Origin of the sequence: Paraburkholderia acidipaludis NBRC 101816 (genome assembly GCF_000684975.1) — a bacterium.
Taxonomy (GTDB): Bacteria; Pseudomonadota; Gammaproteobacteria; order Burkholderiales; family Burkholderiaceae; genus Paraburkholderia; species Paraburkholderia acidipaludis.
This window is the reverse complement of record NZ_BAXZ01000008.1, coordinates 39,587-62,252: the sequence shown is the minus strand read 5'-3', so window position 1 is coordinate 62,252 and position 22,666 is coordinate 39,587. Positions and strand designations below refer to the sequence as shown.

21 protein-coding genes are annotated in these 22,666 nt (G+C 66.0%); 13 read left to right on the top strand and 8 right to left on the bottom strand.

What is annotated here, in order from left to right; genetic code table 11:
• Positions 1–7: 7 nt before the first annotated feature.
• From BAC01S_RS11700 to BAC01S_RS11670, 7 genes are all read left to right on the top strand, one after another.
• Positions 8–2,398, top strand: coding sequence for an aldehyde dehydrogenase family protein (locus BAC01S_RS11700; RefSeq protein WP_027794929.1), 2,391 nt, complete (start codon positions 8–10; stop codon positions 2,396–2,398).
• Positions 2,399–2,447: 49 nt separating this feature from the next.
• The gene (locus BAC01S_RS11695; protein ID WP_027794928.1) at positions 2,448–2,927 is read left to right on the top strand and encodes an RbsD/FucU family protein; all 480 of its coding nucleotides are present in this window, start codon (positions 2,448–2,450) and stop codon (positions 2,925–2,927) included.
• Positions 2,924–3,862, top strand: coding sequence for a ribokinase (gene rbsK / locus BAC01S_RS11690; RefSeq protein WP_027794927.1), 939 nt, complete (start codon positions 2,924–2,926; stop codon positions 3,860–3,862). Before BAC01S_RS11695 ends, rbsK begins: the two co-directional genes overlap by 4 nt.
• A gap of 33 nt (positions 3,863–3,895) precedes the next feature.
• On the top strand, positions 3,896–4,933 hold the full coding sequence (locus tag BAC01S_RS11685; protein WP_027794926.1) for an ABC transporter permease: 1,038 nt from the start codon (positions 3,896–3,898) through the stop codon (positions 4,931–4,933).
• A 96-nt stretch (positions 4,934–5,029) separates the two neighbouring features.
• Positions 5,030–6,034, top strand: coding sequence for an autoinducer 2 ABC transporter substrate-binding protein (locus BAC01S_RS11680; RefSeq protein WP_027794925.1), 1,005 nt, complete (start codon positions 5,030–5,032; stop codon positions 6,032–6,034).
• Between the two features lie 67 nt (positions 6,035–6,101).
• On the top strand, positions 6,102–7,622 hold the full coding sequence (locus tag BAC01S_RS11675; RefSeq protein WP_245616575.1) for a sugar ABC transporter ATP-binding protein: 1,521 nt from the start codon (positions 6,102–6,104) through the stop codon (positions 7,620–7,622).
• Between the two features lie 28 nt (positions 7,623–7,650).
• Positions 7,651–8,691 carry an ABC transporter permease gene (locus tag BAC01S_RS11670; RefSeq protein ID WP_027794923.1) on the top strand — a complete coding sequence of 347 codons (1,041 nt, stop codon included), beginning with the start codon at positions 7,651–7,653 and terminating at the stop codon, positions 8,689–8,691.
• An 81-nt stretch (positions 8,692–8,772) separates the two neighbouring features.
• On the opposite strand, the gene BAC01S_RS11665 is transcribed toward BAC01S_RS11670, so the two are convergent.
• Together BAC01S_RS11665 and BAC01S_RS11660 are read right to left on the bottom strand one after the other, a co-directional pair.
• Positions 8,773–9,501, bottom strand: a complete 729-nt coding sequence (locus BAC01S_RS11665; protein WP_027794922.1) for a DeoR/GlpR family DNA-binding transcription regulator — start codon at positions 9,499–9,501, stop codon at positions 8,773–8,775.
• Positions 9,502–9,723: 222 nt separating this feature from the next.
• Positions 9,724–10,617 carry an NmrA family NAD(P)-binding protein gene (locus BAC01S_RS11660; protein ID WP_027794921.1) on the bottom strand — a complete coding sequence of 298 codons (894 nt, stop codon included), beginning with the start codon at positions 10,615–10,617 and terminating at the stop codon, positions 9,724–9,726.
• 207 nt (positions 10,618–10,824) lie between these two features.
• On the opposite strand from BAC01S_RS11660, the gene BAC01S_RS11655 reads away from it, so the two are divergent.
• From BAC01S_RS11655 to BAC01S_RS35090, 3 genes are all read left to right on the top strand, one after another.
• Entirely contained in the window at positions 10,825–11,691 is an 867-nt protein-coding gene (locus BAC01S_RS11655; RefSeq protein ID WP_027794920.1) for a helix-turn-helix transcriptional regulator, read from the top strand.
• Between the two features lie 236 nt (positions 11,692–11,927).
• On the top strand, positions 11,928–12,167 hold the full coding sequence (locus BAC01S_RS11650; protein WP_027794919.1) for a DUF4148 domain-containing protein: 240 nt from the start codon (positions 11,928–11,930) through the stop codon (positions 12,165–12,167).
• 84 nt (positions 12,168–12,251) lie between these two features.
• Positions 12,252–12,407: a hypothetical protein gene (locus BAC01S_RS35090; RefSeq protein WP_169740119.1), complete on the top strand. Its 156-nt coding sequence runs from the start codon at positions 12,252–12,254 to the stop codon at positions 12,405–12,407.
• Positions 12,408–12,472: 65 nt separating this feature from the next.
• Here the strand turns inward: BAC01S_RS35090 and BAC01S_RS11645 are convergent, their stop codons facing one another.
• Together BAC01S_RS11645 and BAC01S_RS11640 are read right to left on the bottom strand one after the other, a co-directional pair.
• Entirely contained in the window at positions 12,473–12,871 is a 399-nt protein-coding gene (locus tag BAC01S_RS11645) for a VOC family protein (protein WP_027794918.1), read from the bottom strand.
• A 51-nt stretch (positions 12,872–12,922) separates the two neighbouring features.
• Positions 12,923–13,936, bottom strand: coding sequence for a M23 family metallopeptidase (locus BAC01S_RS11640; RefSeq protein WP_245616574.1), 1,014 nt, complete (start codon positions 13,934–13,936; stop codon positions 12,923–12,925).
• A 693-nt stretch (positions 13,937–14,629) separates the two neighbouring features.
• On the opposite strand from BAC01S_RS11640, the gene BAC01S_RS34600 reads away from it, so the two are divergent.
• On the top strand, positions 14,630–14,785 hold the full coding sequence (locus BAC01S_RS34600; protein WP_156954394.1) for a hypothetical protein: 156 nt from the start codon (positions 14,630–14,632) through the stop codon (positions 14,783–14,785).
• 115 nt (positions 14,786–14,900) lie between these two features.
• Positions 14,901–15,047 carry a hypothetical protein gene (locus BAC01S_RS34595; RefSeq protein WP_156954393.1) on the top strand — a complete coding sequence of 49 codons (147 nt, stop codon included), beginning with the start codon at positions 14,901–14,903 and terminating at the stop codon, positions 15,045–15,047.
• 31 nt (positions 15,048–15,078) lie between these two features.
• On the opposite strand, the gene BAC01S_RS11625 is transcribed toward BAC01S_RS34595, so the two are convergent.
• Both BAC01S_RS11625 and BAC01S_RS11620 read right to left on the bottom strand, forming a co-directional pair.
• A complete protein-coding gene (locus BAC01S_RS11625) occupies positions 15,079–16,929 on the bottom strand; it encodes an acyl-CoA dehydrogenase (RefSeq protein WP_027794915.1) in 1,851 nt (616 codons plus the stop codon).
• Positions 16,930–17,010: 81 nt separating this feature from the next.
• On the bottom strand, positions 17,011–18,183 hold the full coding sequence (locus BAC01S_RS11620; protein ID WP_052408743.1) for an alpha/beta hydrolase family protein: 1,173 nt from the start codon (positions 18,181–18,183) through the stop codon (positions 17,011–17,013).
• Between the two features lie 251 nt (positions 18,184–18,434).
• Here BAC01S_RS11620 and BAC01S_RS11615 point away from each other — a divergent pair, with 251 nt between their 5' ends.
• Positions 18,435–20,486, top strand: a complete 2,052-nt coding sequence (locus tag BAC01S_RS11615) for a putative bifunctional diguanylate cyclase/phosphodiesterase (protein WP_218001681.1) — start codon at positions 18,435–18,437, stop codon at positions 20,484–20,486.
• A gap of 14 nt (positions 20,487–20,500) precedes the next feature.
• Here BAC01S_RS11615 and BAC01S_RS11610 read toward each other — a convergent pair whose 3' ends face one another.
• Complete coding sequence (locus BAC01S_RS11610; protein WP_027794912.1) at positions 20,501–21,505, bottom strand: aldo/keto reductase; 1,005 nt, start codon at positions 21,503–21,505, stop codon at positions 20,501–20,503.
• A 162-nt stretch (positions 21,506–21,667) separates the two neighbouring features.
• Entirely contained in the window at positions 21,668–22,561 is an 894-nt protein-coding gene (locus tag BAC01S_RS11605) for a LysR family transcriptional regulator (RefSeq protein WP_027794911.1), read from the bottom strand.
• Between the last annotated feature and the right edge of the window lie 105 nt (positions 22,562–22,666).

Here is a 22,666-nt window from a genome sequence, read left to right as displayed (position 1 = left end):
CACAGCAATGAGCGTAGCCGAGTATTTTCGATCGATGGATTACGGTCCCGCCCCCGAGGACGACCAGCCTGTGCGCGCCTGGCTTGCGCAGCACGACGCTTCGCTCGGGCACTTCATTGACGGCGCATGGCGCGAGAGCGCCAGCGGCGCGCGCTTCGAGGCACGCGAGCCGGCGACAGGCGAAGTGCTGGCGAGCGTCGCCCAGGGCGACGCGGCGGACGTGGACGCAGCCGTGGCCGCGGCGCGCGCCGCGCAGCCCGAATGGCAGGCGCTGGGCGGCGCGGGCCGCGCACGGCACCTCTATGCGCTCTCGCGCATGGTCCAGCGTCACAGCCGGCTTTTTGCGGTGCTCGAAGCGCTCGACAACGGCAAGCCGATTCGCGAGACGCGCGACATCGACGTGCCGCTCGTGGCGCGTCACTTCCTGCATCACGCGGGATGGGCTCAGTTGCAGGACAGCGAGTTTCGCGAGTGGTCGCCGCTGGGCGTGATCGGCCAGATCGTGCCGTGGAATTTCCCGCTGCTGATGCTCGCGTGGAAAGTGGCGCCCGCCATCGCGCTCGGCAACTGCGTGGTGCTCAAGCCTGCCGAATACACGCCGCTCACGGCGCTGCTCTTCGCCGAGCTCGCGCACCGTGCCGGCCTGCCTGAAGGTGTCCTCAACGTCGTGACGGGCGATGGCCGTACCGGTGCCGCGCTCGTCGAGCACCCGGGCGTGGACAAGATCGCGTTCACGGGTTCGACCGAGGTGGGGCGGCAGATTCGCTCCGTCACCGCGGGCTCGGGCAAGTCGCTCACGCTGGAGCTTGGCGGCAAGTCGCCGTTCATTGTGTTCGACGACGCGGACCTGGATGGCGCGGTGGAAGGCGTCGTGGACGCGATCTGGTTCAACCAGGGGCAGGTGTGCTGTGCCGGCTCGCGCCTGCTCGTGCAGGAAGGCATCGAGGAGCGGTTCCTCGCGAAGCTCAAGCGCCGCATGGCGACGCTGCGCATAGGTACCTCGCTCGACAAGGGCATCGATATTGGCGCGATCGTCGATCCGGTGCAGCTCGCGCGGATCGAAACGCTCGTCGAGGCAGGGCGGCGCGAAGGCTGCGACGTTTGGCAGCCCGAAGGGGTCGCACTGCCTGCGGGCGGCTGCTTCTACCCGCCCACGCTCGTTACGGGCATCGGGCCGGCGTCCACGCTGGCTCAGGAAGAGATTTTCGGACCCGTGCTCGCGGCCATGAGTTTTCGCACGCCCGACGAGGCCGTAGCGCTCGCGAACAACTCGCGCTACGGGCTGGCGGCGAGCGTCTGGAGCGAGACCATCGGCCGCGCGCTGGACATCGCGCCGCGTCTGGCCTGCGGCGTCGTCTGGATCAACGCGACGAACCTGTTTGACGCGGGCGTGGGTTTTGGCGGCTATCGCGAGTCCGGTTTCGGCCGCGAGGGCGGGCGCGAAGGCGTATTCGAGTATCTGAAGCCCGCGGGCTGGAGCAAGCTGCCGCTGCGCGCGGCGCCTGCGCCGCGTCCCGCAGCGGGCAGCGGCACGCGCGGAACGGCTGCGGTGGAGCGGCTCGACCGCACGGCGAAACTCTTCATCGGCGGCAAGCAGGTTCGCCCCGATAGCGGCTACTCGCACACGGTCTATACGCCGGACGGCGACTGGGCGGGCGAGGTGGGTGCGGGCAGCCGCAAGGACGTGCGCGATGCGGTCGCGGCGGCGCGCGGTGCACTCAAGTGGACGCAGATGAGCACGCACGGCCGTGCCCAGGTGCTTTACTACCTCGCGGAGAATCTGAGCGCGCGTGCCGAAGAGTTCGCGTATCAGCTCGCGCGCCGGGCGGGGTACGACGTGCGTTCGGCGGCGCGCGAAGTGGAGATGTCCATCGAGCGCCTCTTCTACTACGCCGCCTGGGCCGACAAATACGACGGCGCCGTGCACACGCCGCCGCTGCGCGGCGTGGCGCTCGCGATGCATGAGCCGCTTGGCGTGGTCGGCATTGTTTGTCCTGACGAAGCTCCGTTGCTCGCGCTCGTTTCGCTGGCCGCACCGGCGCTCGCGATGGGCAATCGCGTGGTCGTGCTGGCGAGCGAGGCATCGCCGCTCGCGGCCACGGACTTTTATCAGGTGGTCGAAACGTCGGACGTGCCGGCGGGCGCGCTCAACATCCTGACCGGCGAGCGCGCGGCGCTGCTGCCGGCACTCGCGAAGCACGACGACGTGGACGCGCTCTGGTGCTTCGGGCAGGCGGCCGATTCGACGCTGGTGGAGCGCGAGTCGGTCGGCAACCTGAAGCGCACGTTTGTCGATTACGGCCGGCAGGTTGACTGGTTCGACCGCACGAGCGCAGGATTGCCGTTCTTGCGGCATGCAGTACAGGTGAAGAACATCTGGATACCGTACGGCGATTGAGCGGCTTCGAAACGAAGAAAGCCGTAACGCCTGAATCGGAGGAGACAACATGCTGAAGAATCTAGACCCGCTGCTGAACGCCGACGTGCTGCACGCGCTGCGCGCGATGGGGCACGGCGACGAACTCGTCGTCTGCGACGCGAACTTTCCCGCCGATTCCGTTGCCCGCGCAACGGTGCTCGGCAAGCTGCTGCGCATCGACGGCGCCGACGCGCCGCGTGCCGTGCGCGCCATCCTCTCCGTGCTGCCGCTCGACACCTTCGTCGAAGCACCTGCCATGCGCATGGAAGTGGTGGGCGAGCCCCATGCCATTCCGGCGGTGCAGCGCGAGGCGCAGGCCGAAGTCGATGTCGCCGAAGGCCGGCCCGTGCCGTTCGCGCCGATCGAGCGCCACGCGTTCTACGCCCGCGCCCGCGGGGCCTATTGCGTGATCGCCTCCGGCGAGGCGCGCGGCTATGGCTGCTTCATTTTCACGAAAGGCGTGCTGCTGGCGCCGGATGCGCCAGGTGCGACGGAGCCGGGCAAATGAGCGGGCGCGTCGTCATTCTCGGCATTTACGTGACCGACCTCGCGTTTCGCGCGAGCCGCATGCCGCTGATCGGCGAGACCATCGCAGGATCGGCGTTTGCCATGGGACCGGGCGGCAAGGGTTCGAACCAGGCCGTCGCGGCGGCGCGCGCCGGCGCGCAGGTGGTGTTCTGCACGCGGCTCGGCAACGACGCGTTCGGCGAGATCGCGCGCAAGACCTGGGCGGACGAGGGCATCACGGCGCGCGCGAAGGCCGTGGATCACGCGGCGACGGGCGCGGCCCACATCTTCGTGGACGAAACGACCGGCATGAATGCCATCATCGTCGCGGCGGGTGCCGCGGGCACGATGGAGGCTGCCGACGCGGACGCGATCGAGGCCGATATCGCCGCCTCGCAGGTATTCGTCACACAACTGGAGCAGCCGCTGGCGGCGGCGCGGCGCGGGCTCGAACTCGCGCGCCGGCACGGCGTAAAAACGGTGTTCAACCCGGCTCCCGCGATGTCGCTGCCCGACGACATCTTTCCGCTTTGCGATTACGTGACGCCGAACGAAACCGAAGCGACCGCGTTGACCGGCATCGAGATCCGTGACGCCGACGACGCGCGCCGTGCTGCCGACGTCCTGCTGCAGAAGGGCGCGGGCGCCGTGATCGTGACGCTGGGCGAAGCGGGCGCGCTCTTTCACACACGCGGGAAATCGGTACTGCTGCCGGCGTTCCGTTGCGGCGCGGTGGTGGAAACGGCCGGGGCCGGCGACGGCTTCACGGGCGGCTTTGCGGCGGCGCTCGCGCGCGGCGACGAGCCGCTGGAGGCCACCCGTTTTGGTTGTGCGCTGGCGGGCATTTCCGTAACGCGGCCGGGCACGGCGCCTTCGATGCCCACGCGCGAGGAAGTCGACGCGCTGCTCTCCCGCACGCCGGCTCCGGCGCACTGACGCCACCCAGGTCATGGCAAAGGACGACGTCTCATGAAGTCATCTTTATTCGCAAGGTGGTTCGGCGACCGGCAACTGAACTTTCTGCTGGTCGTGAACCTGCTCGTCGTGCTCGTGGCGATCTGGCTTTCGCACGGCCTCTTCGTCGGCATCGACAATCTGCAGTCGATGGGCGCCCAGTTGCCCGAAGTCGCCCTGCTCGCGCTCGGCATCATGCTCTCGATGCTCTCCGGCAACGGCGGCATCGACCTCTCGGGCGTGGGGCTCGCAAACCTCTCGGGCATGATTGCGGCGCTCGTGGTGCCGAAGCTCGTGAGCGGCGACGATTCGCCGGTGCTCTACACCGCGCTCTTCTGCGCGATTGTGCTCGGCATGGGGCTGATCGGCGGCCTGCTCAACGGCATCGTGATCGCGCGGCTTTCGCTCACGCCCATTCTCTGCACGCTCGGCACGCAACTGCTTTTCACGGGTTTTGCGGTGGCGCTCAGCAACGGCGCCTCGGTGCACGTCGACTACGTCGAACCGCTTGCCGACATCAGCAACGGCACGTTCTTCCAGGTGCCGATTTCGCTGTGCCTCTTCCTCGCCGTGGTCGTGCTGCTCGGGTGGCTGCTCAGGCGCACACCGTTCGGACTGCGTCTTTACCTGATGGGCACGAATCAGCGCGCCGCATTCTACGCGGGCATTCCGCGCGCGCGCATGCTCATCATCACCTATACGATGTGCGGCGTGCTCGCCTCGCTCGCGGGCCTCGTGAGCGTTTCGCATACGCTGAGCGCGAAATGGGATTACGGTAACTCGTATTTGCTGATCGCGATCCTGATCGCGGTGATGGGCGGCGTGAATCCCGCAGGCGGATATGGCCGCATCATCTGCGTGTTTTTCGCGGCCACGGTCCTGCAGTTTCTGTCCAGCCTGTTTAATCTGATGAACGTTTCGCAGTTCTTCGGCGACTGCGCCTGGGGTTTCCTGCTGCTGCTTTCGCTCGCGTTCGCGGGCGGCGAGCGGGTGCGGTCGATCTTCGGCTTTGCATCGGCACAGCCCGGCGCGAAGCCGCGAGCGCCAGGCTGAAGGCGGCACGACGGTTAACGCCGGCGGGCCTCGAGCCTCGGAGGTCCGCCGCCATCATTTCCGGGGCGAAAGCGAACAACAAAGGAGACATGCGAAATGAAATTCAAACGACTCAGCGTGGCGCTTACCGCCTGCGCGCTGGCTGCGGGTCTCGCCGTCGCGGCGCACGCGGCCGACAACGTCACCATCGTGACCGTGGTGAAGGTGACCGGCATCAGCTGGTTCAATCGTATGGAAGAAGGCGTGAAGGAGTTCGGCCAGCAGAACCCCGGCGTGACGGTCTATCAGACCGGCCCCGGCCAGGCCGACGCCGCCCAGCAACTGAAGATCATCGACGACCTGATCGCGAAGAAGGTGAACGCGATCGCCGTCGTGCCTTATGATCCGCCCACGCTCGAACCGGCGCTCAAGAAGGCGATGGATCGCGGCATCAAGGTGGTCACGCACGAGGCCGACAACGAGAAGAACACGATGGTCGACGTCGAAGCATTCGACAATTCGGCCTACGGCGCCGCGCTCAACGACCGGCTCGCTTCCTGCATGCACAACGAAGGCAAATGGGCCACGCTCGTCGGCTCGCTCGGCAGCCGCTCGCAGGTGCAGTGGGCCGACGGCGGCATCGACAACGCGAAGAAGAAGTATCCGAAGATGCAGCTGGTCGAGGACAACCTCGAAACCAACAACGACGGCGAGCGCGCCTATGAAGTCGCCAAGGAAGTGCTGCGCAAGCATCCGGACCTGAAGGGCTTCCAGGGTTCGTCCTCGCTCGACGTGCTCGGCATCGGCCGCGCCGTCGAGGAAGCCGGCCTGCAGGGCAAGGTCTGCGTCTACGGCACGGGTCTGCCGACCGAGGCAGGCAAGTACCTCGAAAGCGGTGCGATCAACGGCATTGCGTTCTGGGATCCGAAGCTGGCCGGCATCGCGATGAACAAGATCGCGCTGATGCTGATCCAGGGTAAGACCGTGGAGAACGGCGCGAATCTGGGCCTGCCGGGCTATGAAAAGGTCACGGTGACGAAGGGCCCGGGCAAGGGCATCATCGTGCGCGGCCAGGGCTGGGTGAGCGTCGACAAGTCGAACTACAAGCAGTACAACTTCTGATCGGAGAAACGGGCGCGCGATCTGGTGTCGCGCGCCCTGTAGCAATGTCACGATGGTGAGTCAGAACATGGCTTCAGAACCGCTATTGCAGGTGCTGGGCGTGCACAAGCGTTTTACCGGCGTGCACGCGCTGCGCGGCGTCACGCTCACGTTCGAGCGCGGGCAGATCTATCACCTGCTCGGTGAGAACGGCTGCGGCAAGAGCACGCTCATCAAGATCATCTCCGGCGCGCAGCCGCCCGACGAGGGCGAGCTCGTGATCGACGGCCAGCATTTCGCGCGGCTTTCGCCGCTCGAATCGCTCGCGGCCGGCATCGAGACGGTCTATCAGGACCTCTCACTATTGCCGAACATGAGCGTGGCCGAGAACGTGGGCCTCACGACAGAGCTGGCCGAGCACAGCGGGCGCCTCGCCCGCACGTTCGACCGCCGCGAGCTCGCGCGCACGGCGGCGCGCGCATTGGGCGCCGTCGGCCTGCCGGGCGACGCCGATTTTCAGGCGACCCTCATCGAGCAGTTGCCGCTCGCGACGCGCCAGTTGGTGGCGATCGCGCGTGCGATCGCGAGCGAGGCGAAGTTCGTGATCATGGACGAGCCCACCACGTCGCTCACGCAAAAGGAAGTGACGAACCTGATCGCCGTGCTCGGCCAGTTGCGCGCTCACGGCGTGACGGTGCTGTTCGTGAGCCACAAGCTCGACGAATGCTATGCGATCGGCGGCGAGGTGATCGTGCTGCGTGACGGCCAGAAAGTCGCGCAGGGACCGATCGCCGATTACACCAAGGCGCAGCTTAGCGAAATGATGACGGGGCGCCAGCTGTCACAGGACCGCTATCGCGTCGATGCGCCCGAAGGCGAGGTGCTGCTCGACGTGCGCGGCCTTGGGCGCGCGGGCCAGTTCCAGGACGTCTCGTTCTCGCTGCATCGCGGCGAGATACTCGGCGTCACGGGCCTGCTCGATTCGGGGCGCAACGAGCTGGCGCGCGCGCTGGCAGGCGTCGCGCCGGCCGACAGCGGCAGCATCGTGCTGGACGGCCGCACGATCAGGCTTGCTACGCCGGGCGACGCAAAGCGCGAGCGCATTGGCTATGTGCCCGAAGACCGCCTGAACGAAGGGCTCTTTCTCGACAAGTCGATACGCGACAACGTGATCACGGCGATGATCGCGAGCCTGCGCGACCGCTTCGGCCAGATCGATCGCGTGCGCGCTCGCTCCATGGCCGAGGAAACGGTGAAGGAGCTGCAGATCGCCACGCCGAACGTGGACAAGGCCGTGCAATCGCTTTCGGGCGGCAACCAGCAGCGCGTTCTGATCGGCCGGTGGCTCGCCATCGACCCGCACGTGCTGATCCTGCATGGGCCGACCGTGGGTGTGGACGTGGGGTCGAAGGACATCATCTATCGCATCATGCAGGGTCTCGCGCAGCGCGGCATCGGCATCCTGCTCGTGAGCGACGACTTGCCGGAGCTGCTGCAGAACTGCGACCGCGTGCTGATGATGCGAAAAGGACGCGTTGCCGAGGAACACCGTGCCGAGAGCCTGACCGAGGCCCAGCTTTATCGCGCGCTCCTTGCCGAAGCCGCATGAAACCCGCGTTACCGTGGCAGGAACCCGTATGAGCATCAATCAGACCATGAGTTCTTCCGATACCGTCGAAGTGGCGCGCGAGGCGCCCTCGCTCAACTGGCGCGCGAAGCTCGCGCGCAACCCCGAGTGGTTCACGGCCGCGCTGATCGTGATCACCTGCGTAGTCGTCGCTTCCATCAACCCGCGCTTTCTGCAGTGGGCGACGCTCTTCGACCTGCTCCACTCGGCCACCACCACCTCGCTCTTCGCGCTCGGCACGCTCGTCGTGCTGGCTTCGGGCGGCATCGACGTGTCGTTTACGGCCATCGGCGCGCTCACGATGTACTCCATCACGAAGGCCGTATTCGCCTGGTGGCCCGACGAGCCGTTCTTGCTGATCCTGCTGACGGGGGCGCTAGGCGGCATCCTGCTCGGCCTGATCAACGGCTTCATCGTGCACCGGCTGCAGGCGCCCTCGCTGATCGTGACGATCGGCACGCAGTACCTGTATCGCGGGATCCTGCTGACCTTCGTGGGCACGACGTTCTTCATGAACATCCCGCACAGCATGGACCACTTCGGCCGCATTCCCCTCATGGCGTACCGCACGGTCGACGGGCTGGACGCCGTGCTGCCGATGTCGGTCATCGCACTCGTGGCGGGCGCCGTGCTCACCTGGTGGCTGCTCAATCGCACGATGATGGGCCGCGGCGTGTATGCGATGGGCGGCAGTCCCGCGATTGCGGAGCGGCTGGGCTTCAACCTGCGTGCGATCCGGCTCTTCGTATTCGGCTATACGGGATTTCTCGCGGGCGTGGCGGGCATTCTGCACGTTTCGAACAACCGGCTCGCCAATCCGTTCGATCTGGTGGGTTCGGAACTCGACGTGATCGCGGCCGTGATTCTGGGCGGCGCGCGCATCACGGGCGGCAGCGGCACCGTGGTCGGCACGCTGATGGGCGTGGCGCTCGTGACGCTCATCAACAACGTCCTGATTCTCGTGGGCGTGCCCAGCACCTGGCAGAAGGTGATTATCGGCGCGTTCATTCTCGTGGCCGGCACGCTGTTCGCGCTGCGTCGCCGCGGCTGAGATGCCGCGCGGCTGGGCCGGCCGGGGATGCCGGCCGCAGCCGGCAAGCCGACACAAGAGGCGGGGCAGACGAGGCGCGGCTCAGGCGCTACGCTTGCGCGGCTCTTCGCCTTTTTCGGTGATGATGGAGTCGAAGTCGTTCATCTGCGAAAAGCGCCAGGCCTTCACCACGCCGTACTTGCTCGTGTCGACGACCAGATGGCGCTGGACGGCGCTCGCCATGGCGGCCTGCTTGATCGCCACTTCGTGAAAATTCCAGCACGTCACGCCGCGCGTGACATCCAGGCCACCCGCCGAAATGAACGCCTTGTTGATGCCCATGCGGCGCAACATCTCGAGACTTTCCTCGCCGGAAAACGAATCCGACGACGGCACATAGACCCCGCCCAGCAGAATCATGCGCACGTTATGCATGCGGCGCAGCACTTCCGCAACGTTCAGCGAGTAGCACACGGCCGTGATCTGCAGATGCGAGGGAATGAGGCGCGTGAGCGCGGCCATCGTGGTGCCGCAATCGATGAAGATGGTGTCGTTTTCGGCAATGAGCCGTGCCGCATGTGCCGAGGCTTGCGCCTTGGCCGGCGCGAAATGGTCCTTCTCCGACTCCAGCGAGTAACCGACGGCATTGGGCACGTCTGCCGCGCTCACGATGTAGCCGCCGAGGTAAGTGAATCGCTCGGGATTGGCGGCAATATCGCGCCGCACCGTCATTTCGGAGACGCCAAGCAACGAAGCCGCATCGCGCAGATGCATGACGTTGTGTTTGGCGAGCGCGTCGGCAAGCGCTTGCAGCCGGTTCGTTTTGGCCATGTGGAGGTGGAACGCGGCGCCCGCCTCGGACGGCTTTGCCGCAGTTTCGTTGCTGTTCCGTCGCAGTTTCGTGCGGCGTTAGATTTGTTTCGGACGCTTGATCGAATTATAACAAATCGGCCGACTTGCCGATAGTCGCGTGAACGCGCAGACGTTGTAGAACGTCTGCGCGCAAAGGGGAGGGTAGGAGGGGCGGCGCGGCCTGGGTCGTGCGAACGAACGCTACGACAACGCACTCGGCAGTCTGGACAGGAGCGAAGCGAACACGGTGCGTAATTCCGTCTTGCCAAAGCGGCGCTCGCTGCGATCGCTTTCCACGTCGATCTTGCCCGTGTTGTAGACGTCGTAAAGGTCGGTAATGAGGCGCGCGTGATTTTCGCTGAGTCCTGCGCGCAGCAGCGTGGGTGTCCACGCGTCGCGCGGCAGCGTTTGTGCCCGGATCGGCCGTCCGCTGAGTTCGCCTAGCGTTGCTGCGATTTCGTTCACGCTGACGCGGCGCGGTCCCTCGATGCTCACGATGCGGAGGGGTTTGGCGCGTGGCGCGTCGAGCAGCAATTCGGCCGCGACTGTGCCCACGTCCTCGGCCGAAACGGTCGGGATCGGCTGGGTGAGCGGATGATGCAGGCTCGGCAGGACGCCGGACGCCAGCGCGGGCGGCAAAATCCTCGCCCAGTTCTGCATATGTTCTGCTGAACGAAGCAGGGTCAGGTGCGGTGCGACGTGCGTCAGCCGATGTTCGAGATAGTGATAAAGGCCCGTGATGCCGGTGTTCAAGGGCAGTTCCGCACCATAGTCGGAGATGGCGAGAACGACCGGAGGCGGGTTGGTGCGCAGTGCACTGGCTGCGGCGTCGATCATCTGGCGCATCGTCGTTTCGGGCTGCGTATCGCCTTCCGGCACGGGGCAGAGCATCTGCACGGCGCCGGCGCCCTCCAGCGCCGCTGCCACCGACTTCGTGTCTCTCAGGTCGGCGAGAGCGATTTCGCAGCCCAGCGCAGCGAGACGCTCGCCTTGATGGGCGCCGCGCACGACGGCGCGCACGCGCCGCCCGGCCTTGCGCAATGCGCTCGCACTCGCGTATCCCGCGCGGCCCGATGCTCCGAAGATGACGAACATGATTCGATCCTTGCTGACAGGGTGTGAGTCGATCATAGAGGGGCGAGATCGGCGGGGCGCGCAGGAACGGATGGAATCGTGCAGGAAAGGATGGCGCGCGACGCGCGGCGCCTTTGCGTTTCGTTGCGGCGGCCGCCAGGGATCATTAGACTGGCTGAAGGCGCGGCGGCACCGTAGCCGACGGCTTTGCACGGGACCGGAGACAGCATGGACGCACGGACGGCAGATTCGAACCGGGAAGCGAGCGCTCGCGCCAGCCTGCGTTCCAGCGCCAGGCTGGGCTGGCAGGGATTCGGCGCCGAACTGCTGGCCATTTCGGCGGGGCAGCATCGCATTCCCGCGGCGGATCATCACCGGATCGGGGTCCATGTGGGCTCCCCCGTGCGGGCCAACTGCGTATGCGACGGCCGGCATGTCGCGCGCCTGCAGGCGCATGGCGATGCCGACGTCGTGCCGGCCGGCCTCGAGGGCGTCTGGACCGACGATGCGGACTGCACCATTCTGCGCATCTGGTTCGAGGAATCTTTTGTCCGCACGATCGCGGAGCAACTGGACGGCCGCCGCGCCGGCAGGCAGATCCGGCCGCGCTTGCAACTGCGGGATTCCCGTCTGCAATATCTTGCCTGGACGTTGCAGGCCGAACTCGAAGCGGGCGAAGTCTCGGACCCGCTTTTCGCGCAGAGCATAGGCACGGCAATGGTGGTGCGACTGCTCGACGGCGCACCGCTACCCGGTGGCCGCCGCTCCACGCTCGGCCCGCGCGCGGCGGCGCGTGTAACCGATTACATCGAGGCCTGCCTCGATCAGCGGCTCATGCTCGACGAGCTTGCGGCGCTCGTGGACATGAGCGTGCCGCATTTCAAGGTGCTCTTTCGCGAAACGGTGGGTTTGCCGGTGCATCAGTACATCGTGCGCCGTCGCGTCGAGCGCGCGCGAGCGCTTCTGGTCGAAGGCGAATTGAGCGTGAGCCAGATCGCCCTGGAGGCGGGGTTCGCGCATCAGAGCCATATGGCGCACTGGATGAATCGTCTTCTGGGACTGACGCCGCGCGAAATCATAAGGAATTCGAAGTAGGCGAAGGCGCCGGCACGCCCGATCCGCGGAGCCGCTTTTCCCCCCATCGGTCGAACGGCCCGACCGTCCCCCGGCGCCTGGTTGCGCGCCATTAAACATTTCTTCATTTTGCTGCGGATTTCGCGCGAAGTGCGCCCCTCTATCCTTGCCTCACGAGATGCAACGCGATTCGGCCGGCGCCGCAAGGCCGACGGATTGAGCCACGGAGCGGCCGGCTGGCCGTAGAGGAGAGTGAAATGAAAACACGCTGGAATGGGGTATGCGCTGCGCTGATGTTGTCGATGTCCGCCCTCGCGCAGGCGCAGGGCGTGTCCGGCACACCGGCCGCCGGGCAGACCGGCACGGCGCCGCGGGCTGCGGCCACCGTGACGAGCGGCGGCCCGCTGACGCGCGCGCAGGTGTACCGGCAGCTCGTGCAGGCCGAGCGCGACGGGCAGCTTCAGATGCTCAACAGGACGATCTACGCGCACCACTGAGCGCGATGTTTGCATCCGTTGTGGCGAGGCGGCCGCGTGTTGCAACGGAACCGTATTGCGGCCGCTCAACCGAGATTCGATCTCATGAAATCACGTATCGTCACTTATGTCTTGCGCGCGGCAGTCTGCGTCGCGGCAGTGGCCGCCATGTCCGGATGCGCGAGCCTGAATCCGCAGCCGAACGGTCCGGGAGATTGCGTCGGGCCGCCGGACTTCTGCCAGCCGTTCTTCGGCTCGTGAGCGCTTTTTCGCGAGCGATCCCGATTGCGCGGCGCGCCGGAGCCGGCGGCGGCTGCGCTCGTGCGTCAGCGCGCGGCGGCGTGGCACACCGCCTCGACGCGGTTGCCCGCGGGGTCGAACAGGAAAGCCGCGTAATAAGCGGCGTGATAATGCGGGCGTAGCCCAGGCTCGCCGTCGGAGCGGCCGCCGTTCGCGAGTCCCGCTGCGAAGAACGCATCCACCTGGACGCGCGTCGCGGCCTTGAAGCACCAGTGCCGCTTGTTCGTGCCGATGGCGCTGGCGTCGAGATAGACGGCAAGACACGTGGACGCCGTGTCGTCCTGCGAGCAGCGTTCGCCATAGCCCAGGGCCTGGGGGCGGTCATAGACCTTGGCTGCGCCCAGTGCGCTCATGATGGCGTCGTAGAACGGCCGGGCGGCGTCGAGATCGGGCACGCCGATCGATACGTGGTCGAGCAGTTGCATGCGGTGCGAGTCAGAGTAGGTGGAGCGATCCTCATTCTATCGCTGGCCGCCTCACCATCGGGGCGCCTGGTCGGCAGCGAGCATCGCGAGACTCATGCGCGCGGTTCCGACGCGAGAGTCGAATGCTTGCCGCGCAAAACCCGACAGGGGCGCGACGAATTCGGGCGACGTCAGCGTCAGCGGGTCGACCGGCCGGTCGTTGATGCGTGTTTCGAAGTGCAGATGCGGGCCGGTTGTCGTTCCCGTGCGACCGACGTAGCCGATCAGTTGGCCTTGCTCGACGCGTTGTCCGGGTTTGAGCGCGCTTGCGTACGCCGATAGATGCCCGTAGCAGGTCGAATAGCCTTCGGCGTGGTGCAGCACGATATGTTTGCCATAACCCCGGCGGTCGGTCGCCATCTCGACGGTGCCTGCTGCGGCCGCGTAGATTGGCGTGCCAACGGGGGCGGTCAGATCGACACCCTTATGAAAGCGCAGTTCGCCATACACAGGATGCTCGCGCATGCCGAACGGCGAGCTGATGCGGCGATAGTCAAGCGGCATCGCGAACCGGCTTTCGGTGAGCGGCGCGCCCTCGGGCGTGTAGTACGCGCCGTGAGTTGCAGCCGGCGCGGCAAACCACAACGCGTTGTACGTCTGCCCCTGGATCCTCACTTCGATGGCTTCGATGCGCGGTTCCGCCGAGCCGTCCGCCGTGTCCATCACGATCCTGTACCTGTCGCCCACCTGCGCACGGGCGTCGACGTCCACGCGATGGCCGAAAATCCGGCCGATCTGCGCAATGACTTCGGCGGAAAAGCCGGCTTGCGCGAGCGACTCGCGTAGCGTCGAGTCAACCGCAACGGTACCCGCCTGCCCGGCTTTGATAAGCACTCCAGAACTCATGGCATCGCCGGGCGTGGTCGCTTTCGCTGTTTGCGTGAACGCGCTCGCGCCGCCCAGCGGCGTCACCCGGCCGGACCATTGATGCCCATTGCTGGAAAGACCTCGGTTCGCGAGCAGGCGCATCGATTCCAGCACCGAGCAAAGCGCATCGGCGGTGCGCTCGTTCGGCGGTATCGTCATCCTGCCTGACGTGATCGAAGCGGCAGGCCCGAATTCCGGCCTGCCATCGGACAAGCCGGCGAACGGTCCGGTGCAGACACCGCCGCTGACTGGTGCCGACGACCAGGCGTTCTCGACGAAATCGGCGGACCGCGCGACCGGCAACGCGCCTCGCGCGACGAGGCGGGGCCGGCCCGTATGACTGAACGCGTCGAATGCAGCCGCGGCCGATGCGGCGCGAGGAGCGCCCGTCACAGCGATGCACAGGGTCGCCAAAGCAATAACGCCAAGGATTTTCTTGCGCTTGATGATGAGGGAACGATCGGTCGCGGCGGCAATCGGCTGCCGCCAGGCAAGGGATGAATTCGAGCAAATCACGTCAGGATCTCGCGGTTAAAGCAATGGGTCGCTGCGGGGCTCGTATGCGGGTGCGGACACATGCTCTGTCCGAGAGATCTGCAACTCAGAATGGCCGAATGCAGAGGAAGCATTCGACGGACACGGTTAATACGAGACAGAGATCAGGATAGCCAGCCAGGCCTGCTGCCGACATCAGACTTTATCGAGATATTTGGCGCGGCTTCGTCGCAGCAGTTGGGGCGAGTGCGGCAGGCCGCCGCAGTCCATTCACTATAGGACTAGTTCGGTGTTTCTGGTGTGGGCGTAAGCCTATTCTGACATCCGCCTTGAAAACAACCTTGCCGGAGAAAAGCCATGAGCCCGAATTTGCTGCTTGATACGTTGCTTCTGCGTCGTCGCGCTGCCGTGCGATCCAACGACCGCCTGGTTCAGGCCGCCGCGCTGCTTTGCGGCACGCTGCTCTTCCTGCCCTTCCTGATCGGCTACTTCGTGGCGTGCAACGGCCAGTAACGCCTTTTGACCGGACCGGAGAATCTCTGTGATCCCGTATCTACTGCTCCAAATTTCCAATCTCATGAACTACTTCGATACCAGGATCAAGGCGACCGATTTCGTTGGCGCGGCAATGGCCGCCACGAAGCCGGCCCGCGACGCGACCGGCTTCATTCGACAGAACCACAGCAATCTCATGGACTTTGCGTGTGCTGCCGGGTGTGCCGCGTTTTCGATGGGCGTGATCGTCGGCGTTTATTTTTTGCTCGACAGCCTTTGATGTTCTGGTTGTCTATGCAACGACAACGACGTTAGAACCACGCGTCCTGCATGTCCAGCGTCGTGCGGTCGAGTGTCGTTAGCAGATCGAATTGCGGCGCCGTTTTCGGCAACTCCCACGCGAAGAAGTACTGAGCGGCGGCGAGCTTGCCGCGATAGAAGTCCGCGTCCTGTGCGACGGTCTGTGTCAGCGCGGCATGCGCCGCCAGTGCCTGTTCGAGCCAGATCCATGCCATTGCCACATGGCCGAAGGCTTCCAGGTACACCGAAGCATTGGCGAGCGTTACCGTGGCGTCGCCCGCCGACCACAGCGTCTGCGTGACCTCGACGAGGCGGTGCAGCGCGGCATCGAGCGCACGTGCATGCCCGGCCTGGGTTGCATTGCCGCTCGACTGAGCGCGGTCGAGCGTGGCCCGCACGCGCTGCACGAACAACTTCAACGCCGCGCCGTTTTCGATCACCACCTTGCGGCCGAGCAGGTCGAGCCCCTGGATGCCGTGCGTGCCTTCGTGGATCGGATTCAGGCGGTTGTCGCGGTAGAACTGTTCGACGTTGTACTCGCGCGTGTAGCCGTAGCCGCCGTGGACCTGGATCGCGAGGTCGTTGGCCGCAAGGCACCACTGCGAGGGCCAGCTCTTGGCGATCGGCGTGAGCAGGTCGAGCAGCAACGTGTACGGTGCGCGTTCGGCGTCGTCGGCAATTGCCTGCGCTTCGTCGATGAGCTTGGCGCAGTAGAGATTGAGCGCGAGCGCGCCTTCCACATAGCTTTTCTGCGCCAGCAGCATGCGGCGCACGTCCGCGTGCTCCATGAGCTTCACCTGCGGCGAAGCCGGATCCTTGCCGCCGGCGCCGGGCGGCCGCCCCTGCGGACGGTTGCGCGCATAGTCGAGCGCGTGGAGGTAGCCGGTGTAGCCCAGCATCGTCGCGCCGAGCCCCACGCCCACGCGCGCCTCGTTCATCATATGGAACATGCAGGCGAGGCCCTGGTGCGGCTTGCCCACGAGATAGCCGATCGCGCCTGCATGGCCGCCCGGCGTGTACTTCGTGCCCTCGCCGAAATTCAGCAGGCAGTTGGTCGTGCCGCGATAACCCATCTTGTGATTGAGGCCCGCGAGCACGACGTCGTTGTGCTCGCCGCGCGAGCCGTCCTCGTTGACGAGGTACTTCGGCACGACGAAGAGCGAGATGCCCTTTACGCCGGGGATCAGCTTGCCGTCCGGGCCGGGAATCTTCGCCAGCACCAGATGCACGATGTTTTCCGAGAGCTCGTGCTCGCCGCCCGAAATCCACATCTTGTTGCCGCGCAGCCGGTATTGCGCGCCGAGCGGCGCTTCGCCCTCGTATTCGGCGCGTGTGGCGATGTCCGAGAGCGAGGAGCCCGCTTGCGGCTCGGATAGGCACATGGTACCGAAGTAGCGGCCTTCGAGTTCGGGCCGCACGAACGTGTCGATCTGCTTCTGGCTGCCGTGCGCCAGCAGCAGATTGGCATTGCCGATCGTGAGGAACGGGTAGGCGCTCGTGCCCACGTTGGCCGCCTTGAACCACGCGAAGCCCGCTTTTTCGACGACGAGCGGCAACTGCATGCCGCCATATTCGTAGTCCTGACCGGCCGCCATCAGACCCGCCTCGCAGAACGCCTTCAGCGCGGTTTTCACCTCGGGGATGATCGTGACGGTCTCGCCGTCGAAGTGCGGTTCGTGCTGGTCGTTCTTCTTGTTGTGGGGGGCGAACAGATCGGTGGCGATCTTTTCGCACGTGTCGAGCGCCGCGTCGAAGGTCTCGCGCGAGTGGTCCGCGTAGCGCGGGATGCGCGTGAGGCTTTCGACGTCGAGCCATTCGTAGAGCAGGAAATTCAGGTCACGGCGGGAAAAGATCAGCGACATGGCGCACGCTCGCAAAAATAGTCGATTCCCGAAAGCGTACACAAAATAGAACGATCGTGCTATTGGAATTTTGCCGGGGTTTCACTTCGCCGCCACGCTGGCCGGATGCGCTGCGAGCGCGGCGTCGAAGAAGGTCAGTACGCGGGCGGCGGTCGCTTCATGCACCGCTTCACGATTCACCCCCGGGCCGTCCTTGCAAACGGAGGGCAGACGTTGCGCGCCGGCGGGCAGGCAAACGTCGATGAACGTGTAGTGCGATGCGCCCGGCAGCATCAGCAGGCTCGCCTGTGGCAGGAAGCCCGCAATCCGCTGGACGTTGGTGGCGGGCGGCGCGGTCGTGTCGTTGACGCCGGCGGCCAACGCCACCGGAATCTCGACGTCGGCGAACGAACTGGCGTCGAAGGCTTCGCCGAGGGCCGGCGCGATGGCGAAAACGGCTTTGACGCGCGGGTCGCGATACGAATCCCCGGCGTGTGCCATCGACTCCTTCATGGTGGGGGTAGGCGGCGCGCTCAGGCTCGGGCCGCCCGCTTGCCGTTTCGCTTCGGGCGGGGTGCAGATCGCGTCGGCCGCGGGCGAGCCGCAGAAAGCCTCGAACGCCGCGAGACGCGTGCGGGCGCCGGCCAGTTCCAGCACCGTGTAACCGCCTAGCGAGAAGCCGAGGGCGCCTATCCTGGCTGTGTCGATACGCGGCCCGAAAACCGGATCGGCAGTCAGGCCGTCGAGCGCTTCGCTCACGTCGGTGGCGCGCTCCCACCACAGCAGGAAGCCCTCGCGCGTGAGCGGTTCGAGCGCGTTGTTGCCCGGGTGATTGACGCCCGCCACGATGTAGCCGTGTGCCGCGAGCGCGGCGGCAAGCCAGTCCTCGTCGGTTGCCGTGCCGCCCGTGCCGTGCGAGAGCAGGATCAGCGGATAGCGCGCCTGCGCATTCGAAGGCGCAGTCGCCTGCGCGACAGGATGCCCGCGAAAGATGGGGTCGTCCGGCGGCCCGAATCCCCGGGGCATTTCGGGCAGGCCGGGATCGACGGGATACCAGATCGTCGCGACGAGCCGTTCGGTCTTTGCGCCGCGCCAGTTGCGTGCGACCGTTGGAACGAACGCGCGTTGCGCTTCGCCGACATGGTAGGGGGCGTCGCCGTCGGGCGTGTCCGCGCGGGCCGCGTCAGGCATCACACCCGGCGCCGCAAACAGCATCGCCGACAAGACGACGAACAGGGTCGCGGCAGGCGCGAAGCGGCCGTTGCGGCGGGGCATCGGTTTGCTTCGCGTACGCTGGCTTGGGTGAGTCGTGTCGTCTGAACGATTCATCATGTGGCCCTCAATTTCGCCGAGTTGCACCGGGTCTGCGTAGGTGTCCGATTCTATTGAATCCGCCCCGCGTTCGATACGAATGCGAGCAGGCCGGCGCTGCTGCATGAATGCTCTACCTGTTGCGGTGCGGCTCATGCTATCGTGCAGCCGCCGCGGGGTGGCAATGACAGGGCCAATAAGGAGAGCCGACAGTGATGACCGTGCTGGGCTGTATCGTCGGGAAGCACAATCCCTGGATCGTCCTGATCGCCGTATTGATATGCGGGGCGGGGTCGTGGGTCACCGCGCGGCTCGCACTGCGCGCGTTCGCTTCAACCGGCATGCAGCGCGCCGGCTGGATCTTCCTCGCGAGCATCTCCTCCGCCGTTGCGATCTGGTGCACGCATTTCGTCGCCATACTCGGTTTCGAGCCGGGCGTGCCCGTGGCGTTCGATCCGGTGCTGACCATCGACTCGCTGTTCATCGCGCTGGCCGGCAGTCTCGCGGGCTTCGCCATTGCCACGAGCCGCTGGAGGCGGGTCGCGCCCGCTTTGGGCGGCGCGGTGCTCGGGCTCGCCGTGGCGCTCATGCACTACACCGGCATGCTGGCGTACCGCGTCGAGGGGGCCGTCAGCTGGAACCAGACGTATCTCGTCGCCTCCATCGTGCTTTCGGTCGGCTTCGCCGCGTGGGCGCTGCAGCATGCGGCGTCGCGCGGGCCGGGCTCCGCGCTTTCGATGTCGGCGCTGCTCGCGGCCGGCATTGCCGCACTGCACTTCACCGGCATGACGGCCTTCGAGGTCGTGCCCATGACGATCCCCGGCTCGTTCTCCAATCCGTCCGCGCTTCACGCGCTGGCGCTCGCGGTGGCCGGCATGGCGTTCATCATTGCGGGCGCGGGGCTCGTGAGCTTCCTGCTCGACGACTCCGTGCGCGCGGAATCCGTCGAACATCTGCGGGTGATGGCGATGAGCGACATGCTCACCGGCTTGCCCAACCGCGCGAGCTTCAACGAGCGGCTCGACCTGGAGCTCGCGCGCGCGCAGGCGGAGCAGGGCAAGGTCGCGCTGATCGGCATCGACCTGAACCGCTTCAAGGAGATCAACGACCTGCGCGGCCACCACGCGGGCGATGAGGTGCTGCGCATTCTCGCGCGGCGGCTCTCGAGTCTCGTGGGCGAAGGCGAATTCGTGGCGCGCGTGGGCGGCGACGAATTCGTGGCGGTCAAGCGCTTCGGCACGCGCGACGATCTGGCCGAATTCCTCGGGCGTCTGGAGACGGCATTGTTCCGGACGATCCGCTACGACGACTGGGAAGTCGTTTCGGGCGCGAGCCTGGGCGTGGCGGTCTATCCCGACGACGCCACGACGAAGTCGGTGCTCATCAATAATGCCGACCTCGCGATGTACCGCGCAAAGGCGGACCTCACGCACGCGGTGTGCTTCTACGAGCCCGCGATGGACGAGATCGCGCGAGCGCGCCGCACGCTGGCCGCCGATCTGCGCGATGCACTGTCGCGTCACGAACTCAGCGTTCACTACCAGGTGCAGACCTCGGTTTCGAGCGGCGAGATCTGCGGCTACGAAGCGCTCCTGCGCTGGGAGCATCCGCGCCGCGGCTTCGTGCCGCCCTCCGAATTCATCCCGATCGCCGAGGAGAATGGCCTGATCCTCAACATTGGCGCCTGGGTGCTGCGCGAGGCGTGTTCGCGCGCGGTCTCGTGGACGCCGCCGTACAAGGTGGCGGTGAATCTTTCGCCGGTGCAGTTCGCCCATGCGGACCTGCCGAAGCTCGTCGAGGACGTGCTGCGCGAGACGGGTCTTGCGCCCGCGCGGCTGGAACTGGAGCTGACCGAGTCGACGATCTTCGCCGACCGCGAGCGTTCGCTGAAGGTGCTGCAGGAAATCAAGTCGCTTGGCGTGAGCGTGGCGCTGGACGATTTCGGCACGGGTTATTCGTCGCTCGATACGCTGCGCTCGTTCCCGTTCGACAAGATCAAGCTCGACCAGTCGTTCGTTCGGGAGACCGAATCGAACCGCCAGACCACGGCGATCATTCGCGCCGTGCTGGCGCTCGGCAAGAGCCTCGGCATTCCGGTGCTGGCCGAGGGCATCGAGACCCACGACCAGCTCGCGCTGCTTGCCGGCGAAGGTTGCGATGAAGTGCAGGGTTTCCTGCTGGGCCGGCCGGCGCCGCTCAGCCAGATCGTCGCGAGCGGCCAGCTTTCGCTCGACGTCGCGAGTCTCCAGCAGGCCGCGGCGGGCTGAGGAGACGGACGGCCTCAAGCCGTGACGCGCCCTTCGATAGGGTAGCCCGGATCCGTATAGCCCGGCGTCGAGGCGTGCCCCGGCGGAACGAGGGCATCGACGAATCGCTCGTCGGCCGCGTCGAGTTTCAGTTCGAGCGCCTTCATGTAACTGTCCCACTGCGCCTCGGTGCGCGGCCCCGCGATGGTCGCGCTGATCAGCCGGTTGTGGAGCACCCACGCCAGCGCGAACGCAACGGGTGTGGTGCCGCGCGCCGCGGCGTGCGCGATCAGTTTTTGCGCAACGGCGAGCGATTCGGGGCGCCATTCGGTCTGATGGATGCGCCGGTCGCCGCGGCCCGCGCGCGAATCCGCGGGCGGCGCGCCGTCGGTGGCGTACTTGCCGGTCAGCACGCCGCGCGCGAGCGGGCTGTACGAGACCACGCCCACACCGTAGTGCGCCGCGGCGGGGAGCTGCTCGATTTCCGCGGTACGGTCGACCATGTTGTAGAGCGGCTCGCTTGCCACGGGGCGGTCGATGCCTAGCTGGTCCGCAATGCGCGCAACTTCGGCAATACGCCAGCCGCGAAAATTGGATACGCCGAAGTAGCGGACCTTCCCCTGGCGGATCAGGTCGGCCACGGCGCGCACGCCTTCTTCCAGCGGCAGGCCGGGCAGCGCGCGGTGGAAGTACAGGACGTCGATGTAATCGGTGCCGAGCCGTCTCAGACTCGTTTCGACCGACTGCATGATCCATTTGCGCGATTGTCCCTGCTCGTTCGGACCCTGGGTGGTCGGGAATCCGAACTTTGTCGCGATGACCCAGTTGTCGCGGCGCGCGCTCACGGCGCGGCCCACGACTTCTTCCGAGCGTCCGGCGTGATACACGTCGGCGGTATCGATGAAGTTGATGCCCTGATCGAACGCCTTGTCGATGATGCGCTTTGCGGTTGGCTCGTCCGTCTCTCCGCCGAACATCATGGCGCCCAGACAGAGCGGCGATACCTTCAGGGCGCTGCGGCCCAGGTAGCGATAGTCCATTCGTTGCACTCCGTTTTCGTGATTCGTGATCCCAAAAGGGCGGGCATGTTGCCTCCACCGCTATTTGAATACGTTCGCGCGCGCGGATAAAGGCCCCGGGGCCGCATGCACTTATAAATCGTATTGATCAATGCGGTACGGTCCGTGACCGCCCGATGCCGGTCAGACGCGGTATCTCAGGGCCTCGACCACGAGCGCGAGTGCGCGCGAATGCTGGCGGCGGCTGGGATAGTAGACATGGAAGCCGGGAAACGTGGGGAACCAGTCTTCGAGCACCCACGCGAGGCGTCCCGCCGCGACGAGCGGCGCCACGAGGTCCTCCGGCACGTAGGCGAGGCCGTGACCGGCCAGCGCCGCGTCCACCATGGGATAGATGCCGTTGAAGACCAGTTGGCCTTCCACGCGCACCTGCAAGCTGCGCCGACCTTTGCGGAGTTCCCACGCGTAGAGGCCGCCGTGCGTGGGCAGGCGCAGGGCGATGCAGTCGTGGTCGACGAGTGCCTGCGGCGTCTTCGGCATGCCGCGACGTGTGAGATAGGCTGGCGCGCCGACGATGGCGAGCCGCATGTCGGGCGCGATGCGCGCCGCAATCATGTCTTTCGCGACCTGGTCGCCAAGCCGCACGCCGATGTCGTAACGCTGCGCGACGATGTCCGAAAGCCCGTAATCGGTGACGAACTCGATCCTGATGTCCGGGTATTTGTTCAGTAGTCCGGATAGTCTGGGCAGCAGGACGGTCTGGATCGCATAGTCGGTTGCCGTGATCCGCACGGTGCCCGACGGCTTGTCGCGCAACTCGCTAACGGCGTCGAGCTCCGCTTCGATCTCCTCGATGCGCGGCGCCACCGTTTGCAGCAGGCGGTCGCCGGCTTCGGTGGTGGAGACGCTGCGCGTCGTGCGGGTAAGCAGGCGTACGCCGAGCCGCGCTTCGAGCGAGCGGATCGTGTGGCTCAACGCCGGTTGCGAGACGCCCAGCTGCGCCGCCGCGCGGGTGAAACTTTTCTCGCGGGCGACAAGGACAAACGCCTGCAGATCGTTGAGGTTGTCTCGCGCCATGCATAAACATCGGTTAAAGGCTGGCCTGCATCGTACCACCGGCGGTATCGGCGAGCGCGCTGCGGCAGCCCATTCGTCAGACGTAAACCGTTGTCGGGCCTGCGC